The organism is Kitasatospora nipponensis, from assembly GCF_039528135.1.
GTDB classification, from domain to species: domain Bacteria; phylum Actinomycetota; class Actinomycetes; order Streptomycetales; family Streptomycetaceae; genus Kitasatospora; species Kitasatospora nipponensis.
Window position 1 is genome coordinate 39048 of record NZ_BAAALF010000017.1, and the last position, 18367, is coordinate 57414.

The following is an 18367-nucleotide window of genomic DNA, read 5'->3' on the forward strand; positions in this document are numbered from 1 at the left end:
GACAGGAACCCCTAGTCGGAGGCCACTTCGAACCGGGCCAACGCCGTCCAGTCCAACGGCCGCACGATCTCGGCCAACCGGCTGAAGGGATCCTCACCGGCCTGCTGGAACCACTCCACCGACACCTCACTGTGGCCGGGATCACTCACCCCGTCCGGGCGCCAGGACGCACTCAGCCGGGCCCGCACCCTGGTCCGCGGCAGCCAGGTGTCCACCCGCGCGGCGGCATCGGCCCGGATGCCCTCCAGATCGTGGACGTACACACCCGGCCGGTCTGCGAGCTGCTTCTCCCACTGCATGATCCTGAACCGACGATGCAGGTACGGCGTGCCCTCGATCATCCCTTCGAGGTCGTCCCACAGATGCAGCTGCCGCAACTCGGCGCGGATCCCGCCCACCTGAAACGTACGCAGCTCGAGATTCCCGGTCACAGCACGCAGCCTAACGACGGCACCGGTTGCCGGCGAACGAAATCCGGAGCACCCCGACTCCTCGTCCGAGTCAGACCACCATCGACGCACTCACGTCGGCGACCGGCTCGGGCGCGAGGATCCGCACCCCGCCGTAGTCCATGGGCGGCCGGCCTCCCGGCCATCCGCGCCTGCCGGTGAGTCGGAGACCGAGGAGGGGCACCGACGCCGCCCGACGCCTCAGTGCGCCACGATGCCCTGCGGGAAGCGGAAGAGACCATCGGGGTCGTAGGTCCGCTTGATCCCGCGCAGCCGCGGCGCGTTGGCGCCGTAGTACGCCTGCTCCCAGTCGGCCAGGTGCGGGTCGACGTAGTTCTGGTAGGCCTCGCCACTGGCGTACGGGCGCATGGTGGACCAGACGTCCTGCAGCCAGGCCTGCGACTGGTCCACGCCGGCACCCGAACCAGCGCCGGGGGAGGCGTAGTTGGCGATGTACTGGGCGAGGAACAGGCCGCTGCGGTGGACGAACGCGGTGTCGGTGGGCCGGACCCGGTTGACGGCGCCGCCCAGCGAGTCGAAGGCGACCGAGGAGCTGCCGCCCTGGGGCGCCGTCCGGGCGTAGCGCGCCACCGCGGCGACCAGGGCGGCGGTGCCGGCCTGGTCGATCGGCCGGGTGTAGAAGTCGGAGCGGGCGGCGTACGACTCCCGGGCGAGACGGCCCTGCGGGGAGTGGCCGGGCAGCGTGCCGGCCAGGTGGGCGGCTTCCTGCGTCCAGCCGGAGACGCCGCCCATCACCTGCATCGTCTGCAGGTAGGGGGCCGAGTGCAGCGCGACCGACTGCGGCCGGACCCCGAGCCGGTCCACGAGGTTGGCCAACTCACCCTGCGCACCCAGATAGTTGACCGTGCCGGCGACCTCCAGCCGGCCGTCCGGCCAGGCCTGCAGATGCAGGTCCGACCAGAGCTGGTCCGGCGCGGTGGGCGCCCACTGCTGCCAGGCCGCGACCACCTGCGCCGCCTGCGACCAGGGCCAGGAGAGGAAGCCGTAGGAGCAGTCCACCGCCGGATGGGTGCGCAGCGACAGCGAGGTGACCACGCCGAAGTTGCCACCACCGGCGCCCTGCAGGGCCCAGAGCAGGTCGGCGTCGGCGGTGGCCGAGACCTGGCGGATCCGGCCGTCGGCCGTGACGATCTCCGCGCCGGTCAGGCTGTCGCAGGTCAGCCCGTACGCCCGGCAGGTCACCCCGACCCCGCCGCCCAGGGCCAGCCCCGCGACCCCCACGCTGGGGCAGGAGCCGGCGGGCACGGTGAGCCGCTGGGCCGCGAGCCCGCTGTACACGTCGATCAGCCGGGCCCCGGCCCCGACCGTCGCCGTGCCGCCGGAGGCCGCCACCGCGTTCAGCCGGCCCACGTCCAGCACCAGCCCGGGCCCACCGGACCAGCCGGCGTAGCTGTGCCCGCCGCTGCGCGGCGCGATCGGCACGCCGTAGCGGCGGGCGAAGGCCAGGCAGGTGACGGCGTCCTGGGCCCCGGCGAGGTAGGCGACCGCGCTCGGGCGCAGCGTGTCGAACTGCGGCTGGTAGAGCCGGCTCGCCTCGGGGTACGCCGCGTCCCCGGGCCGCACCAGCGTGCCCTGGAGGTCCTTGGCGAGCGCGTCCCAGTCCGCCGGACCGACACTCCCGGTGCCACCGGAGGCGGAAGGGCTGACCACCGGAGCACTCGCCGACCCCCCGCCCGGCGTCGGCATGAGCGCGGGCGCGGACGCGGACGCGGACGTCTGGACGGCATCGGCGGACGAGGCCGCCGGACCGGGCCGCCCCGGCCCGCACCCGGCCACCGCCGCCGCGACGACCCCGCCACCGGCGAGCCGCAGCGCAGCCCGGCGGGACAGCCGCCCGGCACCGGGCGAGGAGGTGGACCCGTCGGTCATGATCACGCTGCTTTCGCGAATTCGCCCCGGCACGCTACCGGTACCGACCCTCGCACGCCACGGGGCCGCCGTCACCTCGACGACACCTCCCACGCCCCACCCGGTTCCCGCCGGGCGGGTGGACGTCGGTCCCTCAGGCCTCACGCCCGACGACGAACCCGACGAACGCAGCCCACTCAGCACCACCGAAGCTCAGCACCGGGCCGGCCTGGTCCTTCGAGTCCCGCACGTGAACGGCTCCCAGCGGGGCGGCCACCTCGATGCACTCACCACCCGCGCCGCTGCTGTAACTGCTCTTGAACCAGGCGACCTCGGGCACAGATCGCACAGGCTGTTCGACGCTCATGTCTCTCCCAGCAACTTCTCGATCAGGGCCAGCGATTCGCGCGGAGGGAGCGCCTGCGCCCGCAGGAGGCCGTACTGCTCCTCGAACCCCCGGACCGACTGCCGCTCCGTGTGAAGACGGCTGTCCTGGTGCGCCTCCACGTAGGCGATCCTGCGCCCTTCTTTCGTCTCGATCAAGGTGAAGGGGCCTCCGAGTCCCGGGTGCTCCTCGCGATTCATCGGCATCACCTGGATCTCGACATTGCGTCGCTGACCGTACAGCAGGGCCTGCTCCAGCTCCCCCCGCAAGACCTCTCGACCACCGAGAGGGCGGAGCAGCACCGTCTCCTCGATGACGAAGCTGACGGTGGGCAACGGCGTACGCGAGAAGATCGCCTGGCGGGCCAGCCGGGCCGAGACTCGTCGAGCGATGGTGTCCTCATCGAGCAGCGGCCGCCACATGCGGAACACCGCCCGCGCGTACTCCTCCGACTGCAGCAGTCCCGGCATCGCCTGCGTCGCGTACACGTGCAGCTCCACCGCCTCCGTCTCCAGCTTCGCCGCATCGCGGAAGAACGCCGGATACCGAGCCCGCTGCACCTCCTCCTTCATCGCCCTCAGCAGCCCGCCCGCGTTCAGCAACTCGTCAGCGCGGTCGATGAACTCGGGCTTGGGGATGCGCCGACCGAGTTCCACGGAGGCGATCTGGTCCTCGCCGTACCCGAGCCGCGCGCCCAGCTCCGGACGGGAGAGCTTCTCGCGTTCGCGCAGGAGCTTCAGCTGCAGTCCGAAGCTCCGCAGGAATCCGGCGCCGTCGTCCTGGTCCGCCATGCCGCCCACCTTCCGCCCCTGCCCCGCGCGCCAGCGCATCACTCACCGCGCAGCCCCGCCGCGAGGGCAGGCACACACGGTCGACCACCAGCACGATACGAACGGCGAGCGCCCATCGCGGCCGAAATGCGGCGATCTCCACCCGCCCTGGCTACACCGCGCCCGCTGCCACCGCACCGCCCCGCAGCAGGCTCCGCACCCGCGCGGCACCCCGCCGGTTGCGCTCGACGGCGACCGGGTCCGGCGCGGCGACCGGCGGCGGCGCGACTCCCGCGCAGCAGCGGCAGATCACGCCCCCACCGGCCACCGGAGCCGCACAGTGCCCGCACTCCCCCACAGCCGGCACCCCCAGCCCCCGGTCCGCCCCCGGCGGCGCCGGCATCTTGCGCTCCAGGCGCGACCGCACCAAACCCGCCGGCGACAGCACCGCAGGGGGCAGCCCCGACAGCAGCGCGTCGCGCAGCCGCCCCACGTCCGCATCCCGTGCGAGCCAGTCGGCCACGAGCGGCGCGAGTTCGAGGGTCTCGACCGCGCCCAGGCGCAGGCGCCCGTCCCGGGCGGTCAACCGACCCAGCAGCATGGCGGCGGCGCCGACCTGGCTCTCATCGGTCGTCGGGACGACCGCCGGGCCGGGGAGGGAGGTCTTCCCCTCACTCTTCTCCCTCTGGGGGGAAGTACCGACGTCCCGACCCCTCCCCTCACCGAGTGCCGGGTTTCGGACAGCGCCGTGCCACGCCGCCTCGACCTCCTGAGGCTCCGTCAGCGGCACGCTGCTGACCAGGATCCGGGTGGTCCAGGTGCCCCTCGTCGGGTGCTGGACGCGCCGCACGTGGAGGTACCCCTCCTCGATCAGCTGGGATCGGGCCCGCGAGACGGCCGTGCGACCCTCCGGCATCCGGTTGCCGATGGTGAGGACGGTCTCCCGGCTGCCGGGCGGCAGGGAGAGCGCCCAGAGCAGCAGCGTCTTCGCGGTGGCCCGCAGACGCGGGTGGCGGATGATCTCGTGTGACGCCCGGAGATGACGTTCGGGCGCGATAAAGTGGACGTGCATGAGGAGCTACTACTCCGAGTGTCGGGCCCCGGGGTGTTCCAGCACCGCCGGGGTCAACTGTTGATCTGTAGTCGCACGGTAGCACGCCGTGACCGTCACGTTCCAGGCCCCGACAGCCGCGTACAAGGTCACCCAACCCCCGTACAGTGCGCGGCCGTACGCGCGTCGCCGCTGGTCAGCGCCTTGCCGAGGCGGCACGCTGCTGCGCATGGAACCTCCGTGCACCCCGTCACCGACCCTGGCGACCGAGCTCCCCGAGCCCCACCCCACCCGCCCGTCCGCCGACTTCACCATGCGCTTCAGCTCCACGCCGCGCGGTGCGCGGCTCGCCCGGCGGCTCGTCTCGCACCGGCTCGACGAGTGGGGTCACGGCTACGACTCCCCCGCCAACGAGACGATGACGCTCATCTGCGCGGAACTCGCCGCCAACGCCGTCCAGCACGGACGCGTGCCGGGCCGGGACTTCGAGGTCCGGCTGGCGCAGTCGCCGGAGGTCCTGCGCATCGAGGTCTCGGACACCCGCACCGAGCGGGTGCCACCGCAGGCCGTGCCCACCGCGCCGCCGGGCGAGGCGCAGTCGGGTCGCGGACTGCTGATCGTCGCCTGCCTGGCCACGCGCTGGGGCACCCACCCCCGAGCGGCCGCGCCGGGCAAGACCGTCTGGGCCGAGCTCGTCCGGTGACGGCCCAGGGTCATGTCCCGCTTGGTGCAACACCGTTGCGTTTGAGGGCGTGGTGGTGAACCGTGCTGTAGCTCACGCGGGCGCTGGGCCGGGCGCAGCCGCAGCGACACTCGAGGGCCCCGTCCCCGATCGCGAGGGATGAAAGGGGCGAATCGCTGAGCCCGTCAGCGACTCACGTCCCGACGAATCGAGGCCGACTCTGCATCTTCCCGCAACGTGCTGATCTCCTTTGTGGGGAATGGCGGCACCTCGGGCCCGTTGGCGAGTCCGTCGAAGAAGGCCTTGGCACGCGCCGCAACGGGGGCGTACCGCTGGATGACGGCCAGGGCCTCGTCACCGAGTCCTTGGAGGTTGTCGCCCACGACGTTCACGAGCTCCGAGAAGGTCAGCATCCAGTCGTAGTCCGCGTGGGCGCGGTGGAAGTCGCGCTCCTCGTCGGTGAGGGTGAAGTCCCGACTCAGCGCCTGTGAGTAGTTCTTGATGTAGAAGTGTGTTCCATCCGTCAGGATGTTGGCACGGTGTGTATCAAAGTGCACGAGGCCGCGCGAACCCATGAACGCCACGCCGGCCTCCAGCGCCGCCGCCGCGGAGGTGACTGCACGGTCGAGCGTCGAGCTGCCTGCGGCCGCCTGCCGTCGCATCCATTCCGCGAGCGTCAGGGGAACGTTTTCCAGGAACACCACGATGTCCGCCTGCCGCGGGTGCGCGGTGATCTCGGACCTCGGTAGGGCGGATATCGGCAGTACGCGCGCGTGGAAGGTGAGCGGGAAGCCATCGTGTTCCCCGTTGAGGACCCACGCGGTGGTCTGGTCATGCAGGGCCGACTCACGCCACGCACCGAGCCCGTCAGAGCCGATGCCGTAGTGGCTGTGGAGCGGCAGCCCCTGGAGATTCGCCGTTGAGCCGACGTTCTCCGGCAGTTGCTCCAGCTCGGTGAGCGGAATTCGCTTGATGAAGACGGTATGGCCGGCGAACTCGGTCAGCGACATCTTTCCGATGCGACCCAGCGGCTTCGCGGCGGTGACAAGCGCACACAGCTCGGCATCTGTGAATTCGGCAAGCGCCTGGGATACGGCTGCATGCACGGAAATGCGTTCGCTCTGCCGCTGAAGCGCTTCGGTCGTCACAGATCCGTGATCATACCCGCACTGCTCGGCCTACTTCGCAGGTCCACAGCCCCCGCATCGACCACCTCTTCCGCCAGTCCCCGCCCGAGGCATGGCAGCGGCTGTCCGCCGGGGCCGGCACGAAAGGTGAGCGCTTCTACGACTGGGCCGCCGCCCGTCTGCCCGCTATCTGGGAGTTCGACGGTGACGAACCCACCCGCCGGCGTTGGATGCTGGCCCGGCGCAGCATCGCAGCAGCAAGTACCAGTTCAACTCCGGCAAGCACCCGCGGTAGTCCCTGGCGTACACCCTCGACATCCAGATGATCAACGACGCGAGCATTGACAAACCCAACAGGGCTTAAACGCAACGGTGTTGCACACAGAGGGGCGCCATCCGGCCCAGCGCGGCCACCGCGGGCCGGTGCCCGAAGTGGCCGCGCTGCCGGAGCTCATGGCGTCATGGCGTCAAGGCGTCAGTCGACGATGCGCTCGATGATCCAGTCGACCAGCGGCTTGGTCACCTGGCTGTGCACGGTGTTCTGGCTGTCGCACTTGAACTCGTCGAGGGCGCTCTTCTGGGCGGCCGCCTCGACCTTCTCGTACGGGTCGACGTTCCACTCGACCGGGTCGTAGTCCAGCGCGACCGCGCTGACCGCGGGGACGAAGCAGCTGAACTCGTACTTCGCCGGGATCTCGGCTCCGAGCGCCGCCGCGATCTTGCCGAAGGAGTCGAGGGTGCCGCCGGGGACGCCGTCGAGGCCGGGGACGTGCGAGGTGAAGCCCCGCCGGACCTGGCCGGCGGCCCGCATCTCGCCGATCGGCTTGCGTACGCCGCCGTCGGGCTGGAAGTTCGCCTGCGCGTAGACGACCACCGGGACCTGGTACTTGAACACCTCCCCGCCCGGCGGCAGGTCGCGGCCGGTCCCGTCGCCGGTACCGTTGGACACACCCAACTTCCGCGGCCGCTGCGGGAACTGGCCGAACTCGCGCAGCTCGCTCAGGAACTGCGTGCGCAGGTCGCTGGAGGTGGCGACGGGCCCTTCGTACTTCGCGTCCGGGACCCACGCGTACAGCAGCTGCTGGGCGGCGGGGCTCCTGATCAGCTCGGCCTCCTTGACCTTGCCGGGCTCGGCCGGCAGCGACTCGAAGAAGTAGGCCATCTGCTGGAGGACCAGCGGGATCCAGGCGCCGTTGTGCGGGGAGTCCCAGGAGAGGTAGGTCCCGGTCTCGTGGTCCTGCTCCTTGCTCTCCATCTCGGCGAGGGCGTAGCGGGTGATGATGCCGCCCATGCTGACGCCGCCGACGATCAGCGGCGCCTGCCCGCTCCGCCGCGCGATGACCTCCTGGATGGCGCTGATCACCACGCCGGCGTTGGCCTGGATGTAGGTGTGCCGCTGCTCGAAGCCGACCAGGACGACGTCGATGCCCGCGGTGAGCAGCTGGTCGAGGAAGCCGACCTGGCTGCCCGGGTAGGGCGCGTTGAAGTGCGCGAAGAGCCCCGGCAGGTCGCTGGGACCGTAGTTGAAGCCGTCCGCGAAGATGAACGGGCGCTTCAACTCCTCGTGACCGTCGGCGAGGTAGACCGCGGCCTCGCCGAGGGCCACCTCCCGCCGGTACGGGCGGGCCGATCGCAGCGGCAGGGTGTACTTCGGCTCGCGGCCGGCGGCGCGCGCCGCGCCGATGGAGGTGCCGAACCACGGGCCTTGCGGCAGGCGCGCGGCGAACGCCGCCACCTTCTCGGCCGAGGACTTCTCCTCGGCCTGGGCCCACGTCAGTTCGACATCGATTCTGGCTTCCTGTGCCATGGGGACTGGTACCGCCTCTGGTTGGGCACTGCTCACGGACCTGACACGGCGCATCGCGGTCGCAGGCGAACGGGCGGGCACGGCATGGGGGTTGCCCCAACGCCAGGAGGACGGCGAGATGCGTCTCCCACCCGTCGCGGTGATCCGACCGCAACAGCGCCGTTACTCAGCGTGCCGCAAGTTCGCACAGAAACCTGTGCGCCCCGCCGACCGGACATCGAGCAACCGATCCGGCGGGCCGGCCCGGCGGGTGGGCGCGCCCGGGGCGTTGACACGCGCCCGGGTACAGCCGCCCGCCGTCCGACGTCAGTTGCCCTCGACCTCGGGCTTGACCTCGGGCTTGACCTCGGTGTCGACGAAGTCGCCGATGGCCCCGAAGACCGCGCCGGGCTGCTCGATGTGCGGGAAGTGCCCGGCCTCCGGGACGACGTGGAAGGTCGCGCGGGGGAAGGAGTCGGCCAGGTCGCGCTCGTACGCCACCGGGACGATGCCGTCCTGCTCGCCGGCGAGCACCAGCACCGGGACGGTGACGCGGTGCAGGCGGCCGCGCAGCTTCGGGTCGTAGCAGAACGGGTCGCCCGCGTAGACGGCCAGAGTCCGCTGGTTGGCGCCCATCGCGGCCTTCTGCTCATCGCTGAGGGCGGCGGGGTCGAGGCGCAGCTGCGGCTTGTGGAAGGCGAGTTCGCCGGTCCTCACCGGGCCGAGGACGGCGGGGTCGGCGATCTCCAGCGGGGGCACGGGGGCGATTCCGGTGGAGGCGAGCAGGACCAGCGCGCCGATCGCTCCGCGGTTGTCGCGCACGCCCATCTCCGCGGCGATCCAGCCGCCGACCGAGTTGCCGGCCACCAGGACGCCGCGCAGGCCGAGGACGTCGAGCAGGTCCAGGTAGGTGGTGGCCAGGTCGGCGACCGTGTCGATCCGGTCCGGTCGCGGCGTGCCATCGAATCCGGGGTGGGTCGGGACGACGACGTAGGCGTGCTGGGACATCCCGGCGGCGAAGCCGGCCATGGTGCGCGGCCCGGCGCCGCCGTGCAGCATCAGCACGCCGGTTCCGTCGGTGTTCTCGCCGAACTCCTGGACCGTGACGGTCAGACCACCGGGCAGGTCGATGGTGCGGGTGGTGCTGGCGGGGACAGTGGTTGTGGTGGGGACGGTGGGGGCGGCGGCAGTCATGGTGGCGGATTCCCTTGTCGTCGAGCCGAACAGAGCTGACTCTCTTCCCGAGAGTCGACTGTCATTACAGTAGAGAGCTCACTCCACTCATGCAAGTGCTCTCTCATCATCGGAGTCGACTTGCTATGCTGGCCCCATGCAGACGAGCGAATCCCCGGCAGCACGGGGTGCGGACGGCCGCGCCAACCAGAAGCAGCGCACCCGCACGGCGATCCTCCAGGCCGCGGGCGAGCTGATGCGGACCGGCCGCGAGGTCACCATGCCGGAGGTCGCCCAGGCCGCCCTGGTCTCCGAGGCCACCGCGTACCGCTACTTCCCCGACCTCGCCACCCTGCTGCAGGAGGCCATGGTCGGGCAGTGGCCCACCCCGGCCCAGGCGCTCGCCCCCGTCGCCGACTCCGGCGACCCGGTCGAACGCGTCGCCGCCGCGACCAGGTACCTGCTGCGCACCGTGCTGACCTACCAGGGCGCGACCCGCGCCATGATCGCGGCCACCATCACCCGCCCCGCGGCCACCTCCGCCCGCCCGGCACTGCGCGTGGGCCTGATCGACCACGCGCTCGCCCCGCTCGACGACACCCTCGGCGCCACCGACCCCGCCGCCCTCGCCCAGCTCAAGAACGACCTCGCGGTCGTCATCAGCGCCGAGGCCCTCTTCACCCTCACCGACCTGTGCGGACTGGACCCCGAGGCCGCCATCGCCAGCGCCGTGCACACCGCGACCACCCTCACCCGGGCCGCCCTGAGGTAGCGGGCCTCAGCTCCGCCGCTCGCCCTGCCACCGCCTCAGGTGCTCCACCAGGACCGGGACATGGCTGCGGTCCGGCTCCTTCACGGCGGTGACCAGGGTGACGGTGGACGTACCAGCGAGGTCGAGCAGGTGGCCGACCGCCACGGCGTGGTCGGGCTCGGCCAGTTCCGCCCGGTAGCGGCTCCGGAAGGCGTCGAAGTCCAGCCGTCCGGCGTGGTAGTCGGTGCGCAGGCCGGCGGAGGGCGTCACGTCCTTGAGCCATTCGTCCACCGCCGCCCGCTCCTTGGAGAGCCCGCGCGGCCAGAGGCGGTCCACCAGGACCCGGCGGCCGTCAGCCGGCTCGGGCGGGTCGTAGACCCGGCGCACCCGGAACTCGGGACCGGCCGTCACGATGCACCTCCTCGACTGCCGCGGCGCCCCCGCTCCCCACCAGTCCACACCGCCCACGCCGCCCCGGCCACCGCTCCACCCCCGCCCCCCGACCCGCGCCCCGACCGGCCGCCCGCCACCCGTCGGCCGCCGCCCGTCGGCCCGGCCCGGCCCGGCCCGGTCAGCCCAGACCCCACCCGCCGCCGTCGCCGTCGCCGAACTGCGCGGGCAGCGGGTCGGTGAGGTAGCGCTGGATGGTGGGGGCCAGGAGGTCGATGACGGTCCCGGCGGGGAGGGTGGCGATGTCGCCGACCTGCCAGATGTAACGGTTCATGACCATGCCGACGATCTGGGTGGCGATGAGACTGGCCCGCAGGTTGCGTTCGGCCTCCGAGAGGCCGTGCGAGACGACGGCCAGCACGAGCTCCGAGAACAGCTCCCGCAGCCGCTGCATGGCGGCGGGTTCCTGGGCGGCGGTCAGGATGATGGCGCGCAGGATCTCGGCGGAGCCGGGATCCTCCCACAGGCGCAGGCTGGCCTCCACGAACGCGCGTCCGCGCTGGTGCATCGGTACGTCGGCGGCGGCGGCCACGGCCGCGCCGAACGCCTCGGGGGGCTGCATGACCGCTTCCAGCAGCCCGGGCTTGGTGCGGAAGTAGTAGTGCACCAGGCCCGGGTCGACGCCGGCGTCCTGGGCCACCGACCGCAGTGAGGTCGCGGTGTAGCCGCGACGGGCAATGGACCTGCGGGCGGCGGCGAGGATCCTCTCCGCCTGCTCACCGCGTTCTCCCCGGGGACCTCGACCGGTCACACCGCACCACCTTCCGTGCCGGATAGGCGAAGGGGCTTCCCCTCCCCAACAGTTTCAGCATACGCTGAAATTAGTTTCCGCATGTGAGGAAATTAGGAGTTGATCATGCACACGCTCAAAGACGAGTGGATCACGGCGTCCGACGGTGTCCGGATCTGCGTCGATGTCCACCTGCCGCCCGGGGACGGCCCGTTCCCCACGCTCTACGCGGTGGCGCCGTACCAGAAGGACCTGCTGCACCTGCCCCCGGTGTCGGTGTTCCGGTCCATCGAGACCGGCCCGGTCGACTACTGGACCGGCCACGGCTACGCGGTCGTGGTCGGCGACCAGCGCGGCACCGGCAAGTCCGAAGGGGAGTTCGCGCTCTTCGGGCCCGCCGAGCAGCGCGACTTCCACGACACCATCGAGTGGATCGCCACCCGGCCCTGGTCGACCGGGAAGGTGTCGATGCTCGGCGAGAGCGCCTACAGCGTCAACCAGTGGCTGGCCGCCGCGCAGCGCCCGCCGCACCTGACCTGCGCGCTGATCTACAACGGGTTCACCGACCTGTACCGCGACGCGGTGTACCACGGCGGGATCTACTCCCTGGGGTTCCTCACCTCCTGGTCCACCGACCACCTCCGCGCCGCCGCCACCATCGGCGGCGGCACCCCGCCCCGACCCGGCGGTATCGGCACCGACGTCATCGGCCTGACCCTGGAGCGGCCCGTCGTCGACGACTGGTGGGAGCAACGAGCGGTGAAAGTCGAGGAGATCGACGTCCCCGTCCTCAACATCGCCTGGTGGTACGGCATCGGCCTGCACCTACGCGGTCAGCTCGACGGCTACGAGCGGCTCCGGGGCACCGACAAGCGCCTGCTGGTGCTCGCCGGCACCGACAGCCACGAGCGCTACTACCAGGCCGAGTTCCTCGACGCCCACGTCCGCCCCTGGTACGACCACTGGCTCAAGGGCGTCGACAACGGCGTCATGGACGGCCCCCCGGTCCGCATCGAGGTCGCCAACTCCGGGCGCCCGCCCCGGCCCGAAGCGGAGTGGCCGCCCCGGCGCGCCGTGCCGACCGCGTTCCACTTGACCCCCGAGCCCGCGAACGCCGTCGACTCACTCAACGACGGCAGCCTCACCACCACCGCGCCCACCCGCCCGAACGGACCGCCGACCGGCTACGCCTACCCCGACCCCCGCTGGACGGTGGGCACCACCGTCATCACCGACGGCATCCCCCAACCCACCCGCGGCATCCTCACCTTCACCACCCCGCCGCTGGACCACGACACCGAGGTCACCGGGAAGATCACCCTCGTCCTGTACGCGGAGTCGGACCGGACCGACACCGACTTCCACGTCAAGATCTCCGAGCAGAAGGCCGTTCCGAAGCTCAGGCGGGCCCTCATGCGCAAGGTCGCCGCGAACGTGCCGCCGCCCTCCGTGATGGTCACCCGCGGCTGGCTGAAGGCCTCCCACCGCACCCACCCGCCCGAGCCGATCGAGCCCGGGACCGTCGTGCGCTTCGAGATCGAGGTCTGGCCGACCTCCTACCTCTTCCCCCGGGGCAGCCGGATCCGCCTGGAGATCGCCAACGGCGACTCCCCGGTCGCCGACGGCCTGTTCCACCACTACTACGGCCACCAGGTGGGCCGCCTCCTCGTCCACCACGACGCCGAGCACCCCTCCCACCTCGTCCTGCCCGTCATCCAGTGACCCCCGACCCCTCCCAGGGAGCAGCCACCGTGCCCACCGCACCGCCGAGCACCCTTCGCCCCCGCGAGACCGCCCACCGGGTGGTGCGGCCGGCCGCCATCGGCATCGGTCTCCTCGCGAACCTGCTGTACGTGTTCGTCCTCACCCACCTCGCCGGGTACGACCTCAGGACGCCCGAGGCCTTGGGCCGACCGGCCCAGTCCATCCCGATCAGCCTGGTGATCGCCGCCTCGATCGTCCCGACGATGCTCGGCTGGGGCCTGCTGGAACTGCTGGAACGACGCGTCCCGCGGCGGGCCACCGCCATCTGGACGGTGCTCGCGCTCCTGGTGCTCGTCGGTGGCCTGCCCTACCGCGGCGCCGGGATCACGCCGTCCGACCGGTTCCTGCTGGCGCTGATGCACCTGATCGTCGGCGCGGCGGTGGTCCCCGCCTTCGTGATCACCTCGCGGCGCAGATCCTGACGCCGCCGTCCGACCCTCGTCTCACCTTCCCGCCGGACCGTCCCGTCCCGGCGACCGCGACCGCGTCACCCCGGAGAGCACCATGACCATGCCCTACCTCGCCCAGCGCGACCAGCATCAGAGCCTCGAATGGCTCCACGGCGGACTGTTCACGGTCCTGCTCGACAGCCGGGCCACCCAAGGGCAGCTCACCGTCGGCCTGTTCGACGTCCCCCGGGGCGAGGCCCCGCCCTTCCACCTCCACACCCGCGAGGACGAGGTGTTCTTCCTCCTGAAGGGCGAGGCGCTCGTCTGGGTCGGGGACGAGTGCCACGAACTGGCCGAGGGCGGCATCGTCTACCTGCCGCGCAACATCCCGCACAGCTACCGCGTCACGTCCGACCGGGCGGACCTCCTGCTCATCACCACGCCCGGAGGCATCGAGGAGATGTTCCGCCACGCCGGGCGCGACATCACCACCCCCCGCCCGGACGGGTTCGAGATCACCGCGGACCGGCTCACCGAGGCCGCCGCCCTGCGCGGCAACGTCATCCTCGGCCCGCCCCGCTGACCCGGGCCCGGATCGGCGCGCTCCACCGCATGTTTGACGGACCGTCAGCCCATCTGTCGCCTACTGTCGTCGACATCGACACGGAGGTGGGCCCGAATGACACAGCGTTCCGGTGCGACCGAGCACCCGATCCCGCCCGCGGTGCAGGAGACGTACGGTCCGGCCGATCTCGGTTCGACCTCCCTCTTCGGCGGCGGTTTCATCAACTTCGGCCACTGGCAGGGCATCGACCTGGACCGGCCGCTGACCGAGGCCGACCGGATCGGCAGCCAGCAGGCCCTGTACCGCCACGTGCTCGCCGCCCTGGCACCCACCGACGGGCTGCGGGCCGTGGAGGTCGGCTGCGGACTGGGGGTCGGCGCCGCGGCGGCCCTCGGCGAGCACGGCTTCGCGCAGGTCACGGGCATGGACATCCATCCGCAGCAGCTCGCGCGGGCCGGGCAGGCCAACGCCGACCTGCTGGCCCGCCACCCCGAACGGCTGCGCTTCGTGCGCGGCGCGGCCGAGGAGATGCCCTTCGGCGACGGCGAGTTCGACCGGCTGTACAGCGTCGAGGCCGCCCAGCACTTCCGCGATCTCGGCGCGTTCGCCCGGGAGACCGCGCGCGTGCTGCGGCCCGGCGGCCGTGCCGTCGTCGCCAGCTTCTTCGTCCCCGGTGCCGAACCGGACGACGCCGACCCGGACAGCGCCGACCCGAACGCCGCCGACCCGGCCGGGGCCGGGCGGCTGGCGGAACTGCTCGACACCTTCGCCAGCGGCCTGGACGTCGCGCACACCGTCCCGCTGCTGGTCGCCAGCCTTGAACGGGCCGGCCTGACCGACGTCCGCGTCACCTCGATCGGCGCCCACGTGTGGCCCGGCTGGGACCGCTGGCTGTCGCGGACCTGGGAGCCGGGCAGTTGGCCCCGCAACTTCCTGCGGGCCTTCCGCGAAGGCGGCCTCGACTACTTCACGGTCACCGCGGAACGCCCCTGACCGGCAACGTGGCCGTCCAGCCCTGGTCGAGCAGGAGGCAGGCCTGGTCGACGGCGGCGGCGGGGTCGGGGCGGGAGCCGGCGAAAGCGAGGGTCTCCAGGGTGAACCGGGCGTAGGCGGCGCAGAGGAGGTCGTCGTGCGGCCGGCCGGTCTGGTCGGCCAGCACGCGGGCCAGCGCGTCCTCATGGCGCAGCCACATCGTGCGGGAGTACTCGCGCAGGGCCGGGGTCTCGTGGACGAGCCGCTGGAAGTCGGCGAAGCGGGGGTCCCTGGTACGGCCCGAGTCGGCGAAGCCGGCGAGGTGGGCGCGCAGGGCCTGCGGGATCGTCCAGCCCGGCGGCCGGTCGGTGACCGCCCGGACCAGGGCGGCCTCGTTGCGGGCATCCTCGTCGAAGACCAGGGCCTCTTTGCCCTGGGGGAAGTAGTTGAACAGCGTCGACACCGACACGTCGGCGCCCTCGGCGATCTCGCGGACGCCGACCTGCTCGTAGCCGCGCTCCAGGAACAGCCGCAGCGCCGTGTCGGCGATCGCCTGACGGGTGGCGGCCTTCTTGCGTTCGCGCCGCCCACCGGCCGCCACGTGATCGCTCGTCTCTGCCATGTCCCCGATCCTAGCGCAATCTTGGCACTGCGCCATAATTGGAACTGTTGTATGTTTGCAGCTGTTGCAATGACTGGACGGCGCCCGACGGGTCCGCGGCACGGGGCCGCAGCCGTGATCGACGCCGGCGAAGGGAACACCATGAACTCCGTAGCACCCGCCCGGGCCAGGATCAGCGTCATCGGCGCCGGACCCGGCGGGCTGACCTGTGCCCGCATCCTCCAGCGGCGCGGCCTCACGGTCACCGTCCACGACCGCGACCCGGGCCCCGACGCCCGCAACCAGGGCGGCACCCTCGACCTGCACGCCGACAACGGTCAGCTCGCGCTGCGCGAAGCCGGGCTGCTCGACGCGTTCTTCGAGCTGGCCCGCCCCGAAGGGCAGGAGATGCGCCGCCTCGACCCGACCGGCGCGATCACGTCCCACCGGATCCCGGAGCCCGACGAGCTCTTCAAGCCCGAGATCGACCGCGGCCAGCTGCGCGACCTGCTGCTCGGCTCCCTGCACCCGGGAACCGTGCGCTGGGGGCAGGGCCTCGAGCGGATCAGCGGGCCCGCCGACGGGCCGCGGCGGCTGCACCTCACCGACGGCACGACCATCGAGACCGACCTGGTCATCGGCGCCGACGGCGCCTTCTCCCGGGTGCGGCCCACCGTCTCCCCCGCCGTCCCCCGGTACACCGGGGTGAGCTTCCTGGAGGCCCGGTTCTCCGACGTGGGGAACCGCCATCGCGACATCGCCGAACTGGTCGGCCAGGGCGGCGCGCACGCGGCCGACGGCGAGCGCGGTCTCTTCGCCCAGCGCAACAGCGGCGACCACATCCGGGTCTACCTGATCCGGCGGGTCCCGGTCGACTGGATCGGCCGCGGCGGCCTGAGCGCCGACGACACCGGCGCCATCCGCGCCCTGCTGCTGGAGGAGTACGCCCACTGGTCGCCCCGCCTGCGCCGGCTGATCACCGACAACGACGGCCGCTACGTCGACCGTCCGATCTTCGCCCTCCCCGTCCCGCACACCTGGGAACACGACCCGACCGTGACCCTGCTCGGTGACGCCGCCCACCTGATGCCCCCGCTCGGCGTCGGCGTCAACCTCGCCATGCTCGACGCCGCCGAACTCGCCCTCGCCCTCGCCGACTGCGCCACCGTGGACGACGCCGTCCGTGCCTACGAGGCGACCATGCTCCCCCGCTCCACGCGGACGGCGAAGCTCCTCGAAGGCGGCGCCGAGCACCTGCTGTCCGCCGACATCCCCGACCTCGACGGCGGCAACGACGGCGACGGCGAGGCGGACGGCGACGGCGACAGCGACGCCCTGCTCACCAAGGCGTGAGCCGCGGGCGGGCGGGTACTCAGGCGAAGTCGGTGGCCGGCTCGGTGGCGTACCGGCCCATCGCCTCGATCGTCGTCTCGGGGGTGAGCGGCCGGCCGGCGGCGATCATGTCGCGCAGGTCCCGGAAGTAGTCGACGTACAGGTCGGGGGTGAAGGTGTTGAGCAGGACCGTGGTCCCGTCGGTCGGGTTGGCGAAGGTGTGCGGGGCGCCGGGCGGGATCATCACCAGCGTGCCGGCGGGCGCGTCGTACACGCGCTCGCCGACGGTGAACCGGGCCGCGCCGGAGACCACGTAGAAACCCTCGTCGTGCCGGGCGTGCCGGTGCTGCGGCGGCCCGTCGGTGTGCGGGGCGAGCGTGATCTCCCCGACGCCCAGCCGGTGTCCGGTGGTGCTGCCGTCCTCGAGGATCCGCATCACGGTCGGGCCGAGCCGGATCGACTCACCGGCATCCGGGCCGACCACGGAGACGTCTGCCATCCGAACCTCCAGGGGAGAGACGACTGTCGTCGCCAGAGTGAACTCTCATGAATGTAGTCAGGCCGCACCACTGGCGCAAGTGAACTCTCATCATGCGAGTCAGCGCCAATGCTGGGAGCCGGGTAGCGGGCGGGCGGGCCCAGCCGGGCAGTGTCCTGGCGATCACGAGTGTTGCCAGACGATGAGCGCGGCTTCGGTGATGGTGCCGAGGTAGACCTAGCCGCGCTTGTCGTACCACCGGCACCTGATCGACCGGGACCGTCGATGCGCTCGGCGGCATACTGGCGGGATGGGCCTCGGGGTGGGGTCCGGCGAGAGCGACTGGGGCGGCGGGGTGCTCGGGGAGATGTTGGGGCGTGCGGCGGAGGGCCTCGGGGTGGTCCTGCCCGAGCCCGACGGGCAGCGGAGCGGGAGCGGCACGGCGGAGTACGCCGACGCGGGGCTCGGCCGGCGGGTGCGGGTGCATCCGGCCGACGAGCAGCGACGGGCCTTCTGGGTGTACCTCCAGAGCAACGGAAAGCGCCTGGCCTGCGGGTGGACCGCCGATCCGGCCGAGGTGGTCAGGGCGGCGGCGGCCTGGACCGGCGGAGCGGGGCTCGAGGAGACCAAGGAGCAGGCCCCGTGCATCGAGTTCCGCCCTTGGGCCCTCGCGCACGAGCGGGAGCCGCTCGGTGCTGTCGAGTTGGCGTGGTGCCTCAAGATCGACGACATCCACATGCCGTCGATGAGCCGATTCCCGCGCGTGCATGCGCTGTTGGCGGCGGCCTACGCCCAACCGGTGCTCCGCCAGCTGATGCCGGTGACCAGCCACTTCAACCTCTGGTTCTCCATCAGTACCACAGTGCGCTGGAAGACGACGCGGGTCGGGTACATGATCTGGCCCCACGACGAGGGGTTCTACGGAGTACGGAACGGGAGTGAGTTGCTCGCGCGCTTCGAGACGCCGGAGGAGGCCGTCGCCTTCGTGGTGGCCGTCCTGCCGGAGGGGATCGGGCCGGCGCGTTAACGCGTCGTTCGAGCGG

General features: G+C 71.9%; 20 protein-coding genes and 1 pseudogene. 9 read left to right on the forward strand and 12 right to left on the reverse strand.

Translation table 11 applies throughout. The features are described from left to right. Positions 1–11: 11 nt before the first annotated feature. From ABD323_RS07930 to ABD323_RS07950, 5 genes are all read right to left on the reverse strand, one after another. The gene (locus ABD323_RS07930; protein WP_344440518.1) at positions 12–431 is read right to left on the reverse strand and encodes a hypothetical protein; all 420 of its coding nucleotides are present in this window, start codon (positions 429–431) and stop codon (positions 12–14) included. A gap of 219 nt (positions 432–650) precedes the next feature. Next, a complete protein-coding gene (locus ABD323_RS07935; RefSeq protein ID WP_344440519.1) occupies positions 651–2339 on the reverse strand; it encodes an FAD-binding protein in 1689 nt (562 codons plus the stop codon). Between the two features lie 133 nt (positions 2340–2472). Then, a complete protein-coding gene (locus ABD323_RS07940; RefSeq protein ID WP_344440520.1) occupies positions 2473–2685 on the reverse strand; it encodes a DUF397 domain-containing protein in 213 nt (70 codons plus the stop codon). Next, a complete protein-coding gene (locus ABD323_RS07945) occupies positions 2682–3494 on the reverse strand; it encodes a helix-turn-helix domain-containing protein (protein WP_344440521.1) in 813 nt (270 codons plus the stop codon). The genes ABD323_RS07940 and ABD323_RS07945 overlap by 4 nt, the downstream gene beginning before the upstream one ends. Before the next feature lie 151 nt (positions 3495–3645). Further along, positions 3646–4545 carry a hypothetical protein gene (locus tag ABD323_RS07950; protein WP_344440522.1) on the reverse strand — a complete coding sequence of 300 codons (900 nt, stop codon included), beginning with the start codon at positions 4543–4545 and terminating at the stop codon, positions 3646–3648. A gap of 208 nt (positions 4546–4753) precedes the next feature. Here ABD323_RS07950 and ABD323_RS07955 point away from each other — a divergent pair, with 208 nt between their 5' ends. Continuing rightward, positions 4754–5227, forward strand: coding sequence for an ATP-binding protein (locus tag ABD323_RS07955; RefSeq protein ID WP_344440523.1), 474 nt, complete (start codon positions 4754–4756; stop codon positions 5225–5227). 164 nt (positions 5228–5391) lie between these two features. On the opposite strand, the gene ABD323_RS07960 is transcribed toward ABD323_RS07955, so the two are convergent. Continuing rightward, positions 5392–6354, reverse strand: a complete 963-nt coding sequence (locus ABD323_RS07960; protein WP_344440524.1) for a protein kinase family protein — start codon at positions 6352–6354, stop codon at positions 5392–5394. Between the two features lie 32 nt (positions 6355–6386). Between ABD323_RS07960 and ABD323_RS45920 the strand changes: the two are divergent. After that, positions 6387–6584: pseudogene (locus ABD323_RS45920) on the forward strand (IS701 family transposase); the annotation flags it as partial. A 224-nt stretch (positions 6585–6808) separates the two neighbouring features. Here ABD323_RS45920 and ABD323_RS07965 read toward each other — a convergent pair. Then, on the reverse strand, positions 6809–8140 hold the full coding sequence (locus ABD323_RS07965; RefSeq protein WP_344440525.1) for an esterase/lipase family protein: 1332 nt from the start codon (positions 8138–8140) through the stop codon (positions 6809–6811). Between the two features lie 306 nt (positions 8141–8446). After that, on the reverse strand, positions 8447–9313 hold the full coding sequence (locus ABD323_RS07970; protein WP_344440526.1) for an alpha/beta fold hydrolase: 867 nt from the start codon (positions 9311–9313) through the stop codon (positions 8447–8449). A gap of 136 nt (positions 9314–9449) precedes the next feature. Here ABD323_RS07970 and ABD323_RS07975 point away from each other — a divergent pair, with 136 nt between their 5' ends. Beyond that, complete coding sequence (locus tag ABD323_RS07975) at positions 9450–10064, forward strand: TetR/AcrR family transcriptional regulator (RefSeq protein ID WP_344440527.1); 615 nt, start codon at positions 9450–9452, stop codon at positions 10062–10064. A gap of 6 nt (positions 10065–10070) precedes the next feature. Here the strand turns inward: ABD323_RS07975 and ABD323_RS07980 are convergent, their stop codons facing one another. Both ABD323_RS07980 and ABD323_RS07985 read right to left on the reverse strand, forming a co-directional pair. After that, a complete protein-coding gene (locus tag ABD323_RS07980; RefSeq protein WP_344440528.1) occupies positions 10071–10454 on the reverse strand; it encodes a DUF488 domain-containing protein in 384 nt (127 codons plus the stop codon). Between the two features lie 160 nt (positions 10455–10614). Next, a complete protein-coding gene (locus tag ABD323_RS07985) occupies positions 10615–11244 on the reverse strand; it encodes a TetR/AcrR family transcriptional regulator (RefSeq protein ID WP_344440529.1) in 630 nt (209 codons plus the stop codon). 105 nt (positions 11245–11349) lie between these two features. Here ABD323_RS07985 and ABD323_RS07990 point away from each other — a divergent pair, with 105 nt between their 5' ends. The 4 genes from ABD323_RS07990 (at position 11350) to ABD323_RS08005 (ending at position 14934) form a co-directional block, all read left to right on the forward strand. Continuing rightward, a complete protein-coding gene (locus tag ABD323_RS07990; RefSeq protein WP_344440530.1) occupies positions 11350–12945 on the forward strand; it encodes a CocE/NonD family hydrolase in 1596 nt (531 codons plus the stop codon). 29 nt (positions 12946–12974) lie between these two features. Next, positions 12975–13409, forward strand: coding sequence for a DUF6069 family protein (locus tag ABD323_RS07995; protein ID WP_344440531.1), 435 nt, complete (start codon positions 12975–12977; stop codon positions 13407–13409). Positions 13410–13491: 82 nt separating this feature from the next. Beyond that, positions 13492–13959, forward strand: coding sequence for a cupin domain-containing protein (locus ABD323_RS08000; protein ID WP_344440532.1), 468 nt, complete (start codon positions 13492–13494; stop codon positions 13957–13959). 96 nt (positions 13960–14055) lie between these two features. Beyond that, positions 14056–14934 carry a class I SAM-dependent methyltransferase gene (locus ABD323_RS08005; RefSeq protein WP_344440533.1) on the forward strand — a complete coding sequence of 293 codons (879 nt, stop codon included), beginning with the start codon at positions 14056–14058 and terminating at the stop codon, positions 14932–14934. Here ABD323_RS08005 and ABD323_RS08010 read toward each other — a convergent pair. Next, positions 14915–15535: a TetR/AcrR family transcriptional regulator gene (locus ABD323_RS08010; protein WP_344440534.1), complete on the reverse strand. Its 621-nt coding sequence runs from the start codon at positions 15533–15535 to the stop codon at positions 14915–14917. The genes ABD323_RS08005 and ABD323_RS08010 overlap by 20 nt on opposite strands. A 141-nt stretch (positions 15536–15676) precedes the next feature. Here ABD323_RS08010 and ABD323_RS08015 point away from each other — a divergent pair, with 141 nt between their 5' ends. Continuing rightward, a complete protein-coding gene (locus ABD323_RS08015; protein ID WP_344440535.1) occupies positions 15677–16867 on the forward strand; it encodes an FAD-dependent oxidoreductase in 1191 nt (396 codons plus the stop codon). Between the two features lie 19 nt (positions 16868–16886). Here ABD323_RS08015 and ABD323_RS08020 read toward each other — a convergent pair whose 3' ends face one another. Continuing rightward, entirely contained in the window at positions 16887–17345 is a 459-nt protein-coding gene (locus ABD323_RS08020) for a cupin domain-containing protein (RefSeq protein ID WP_344440536.1), read from the reverse strand. 289 nt (positions 17346–17634) lie between these two features. Between ABD323_RS08020 and ABD323_RS08025 the strand changes: the two genes are divergently transcribed. Next, entirely contained in the window at positions 17635–18351 is a 717-nt protein-coding gene (locus ABD323_RS08025) for a DUF6193 family natural product biosynthesis protein (protein WP_344440537.1), read from the forward strand. Positions 18352–18367 lie beyond the last annotated feature (16 nt).

Bases quoted from the DNA above. Each gene is read 5' to 3' on its own strand.
- ABD323_RS07955 (WP_344440523.1), top strand. From the start codon at position 4,754: ATGGAACCTCCGTGCACCCCGTCACCGACCCTGGCGACCGAGCTCCCC.
- ABD323_RS08020 (WP_344440536.1), bottom strand. From the start codon at position 17,345: ATGGCAGACGTCTCCGTGGTCGGCCCGGATGCCGGTGAGTCGATCCGG.
- ABD323_RS07950 (WP_344440522.1), bottom strand. From the start codon at position 4,545: ATGCACGTCCACTTTATCGCGCCCGAACGTCATCTCCGGGCGTCACAC.
- ABD323_RS08025 (WP_344440537.1), top strand. From the start codon at position 17,635: ATGGGCCTCGGGGTGGGGTCCGGCGAGAGCGACTGGGGCGGCGGGGTG.
- ABD323_RS07970 (WP_344440526.1), bottom strand. From the start codon at position 9,313: ATGACTGCCGCCGCCCCCACCGTCCCCACCACAACCACTGTCCCCGCC.
- ABD323_RS08005 (WP_344440533.1), top strand. From the start codon at position 14,056: ATGACACAGCGTTCCGGTGCGACCGAGCACCCGATCCCGCCCGCGGTG.
- ABD323_RS07975 (WP_344440527.1), top strand. From the start codon at position 9,450: ATGCAGACGAGCGAATCCCCGGCAGCACGGGGTGCGGACGGCCGCGCC.
- ABD323_RS07965 (WP_344440525.1), bottom strand. From the start codon at position 8,140: ATGGCACAGGAAGCCAGAATCGATGTCGAACTGACGTGGGCCCAGGCC.
- ABD323_RS08010 (WP_344440534.1), bottom strand. From the start codon at position 15,535: ATGGCAGAGACGAGCGATCACGTGGCGGCCGGTGGGCGGCGCGAACGC.
- ABD323_RS08015 (WP_344440535.1), top strand. From the start codon at position 15,677: ATGAACTCCGTAGCACCCGCCCGGGCCAGGATCAGCGTCATCGGCGCC.
- ABD323_RS08000 (WP_344440532.1), top strand. From the start codon at position 13,492: ATGACCATGCCCTACCTCGCCCAGCGCGACCAGCATCAGAGCCTCGAA.
- ABD323_RS07990 (WP_344440530.1), top strand. From the start codon at position 11,350: ATGCACACGCTCAAAGACGAGTGGATCACGGCGTCCGACGGTGTCCGG.
- ABD323_RS07940 (WP_344440520.1), bottom strand. From the start codon at position 2,685: ATGAGCGTCGAACAGCCTGTGCGATCTGTGCCCGAGGTCGCCTGGTTC.
- ABD323_RS07945 (WP_344440521.1), bottom strand. From the start codon at position 3,494: ATGGCGGACCAGGACGACGGCGCCGGATTCCTGCGGAGCTTCGGACTG.
- ABD323_RS07935 (WP_344440519.1), bottom strand. From the start codon at position 2,339: ATGACCGACGGGTCCACCTCCTCGCCCGGTGCCGGGCGGCTGTCCCGC.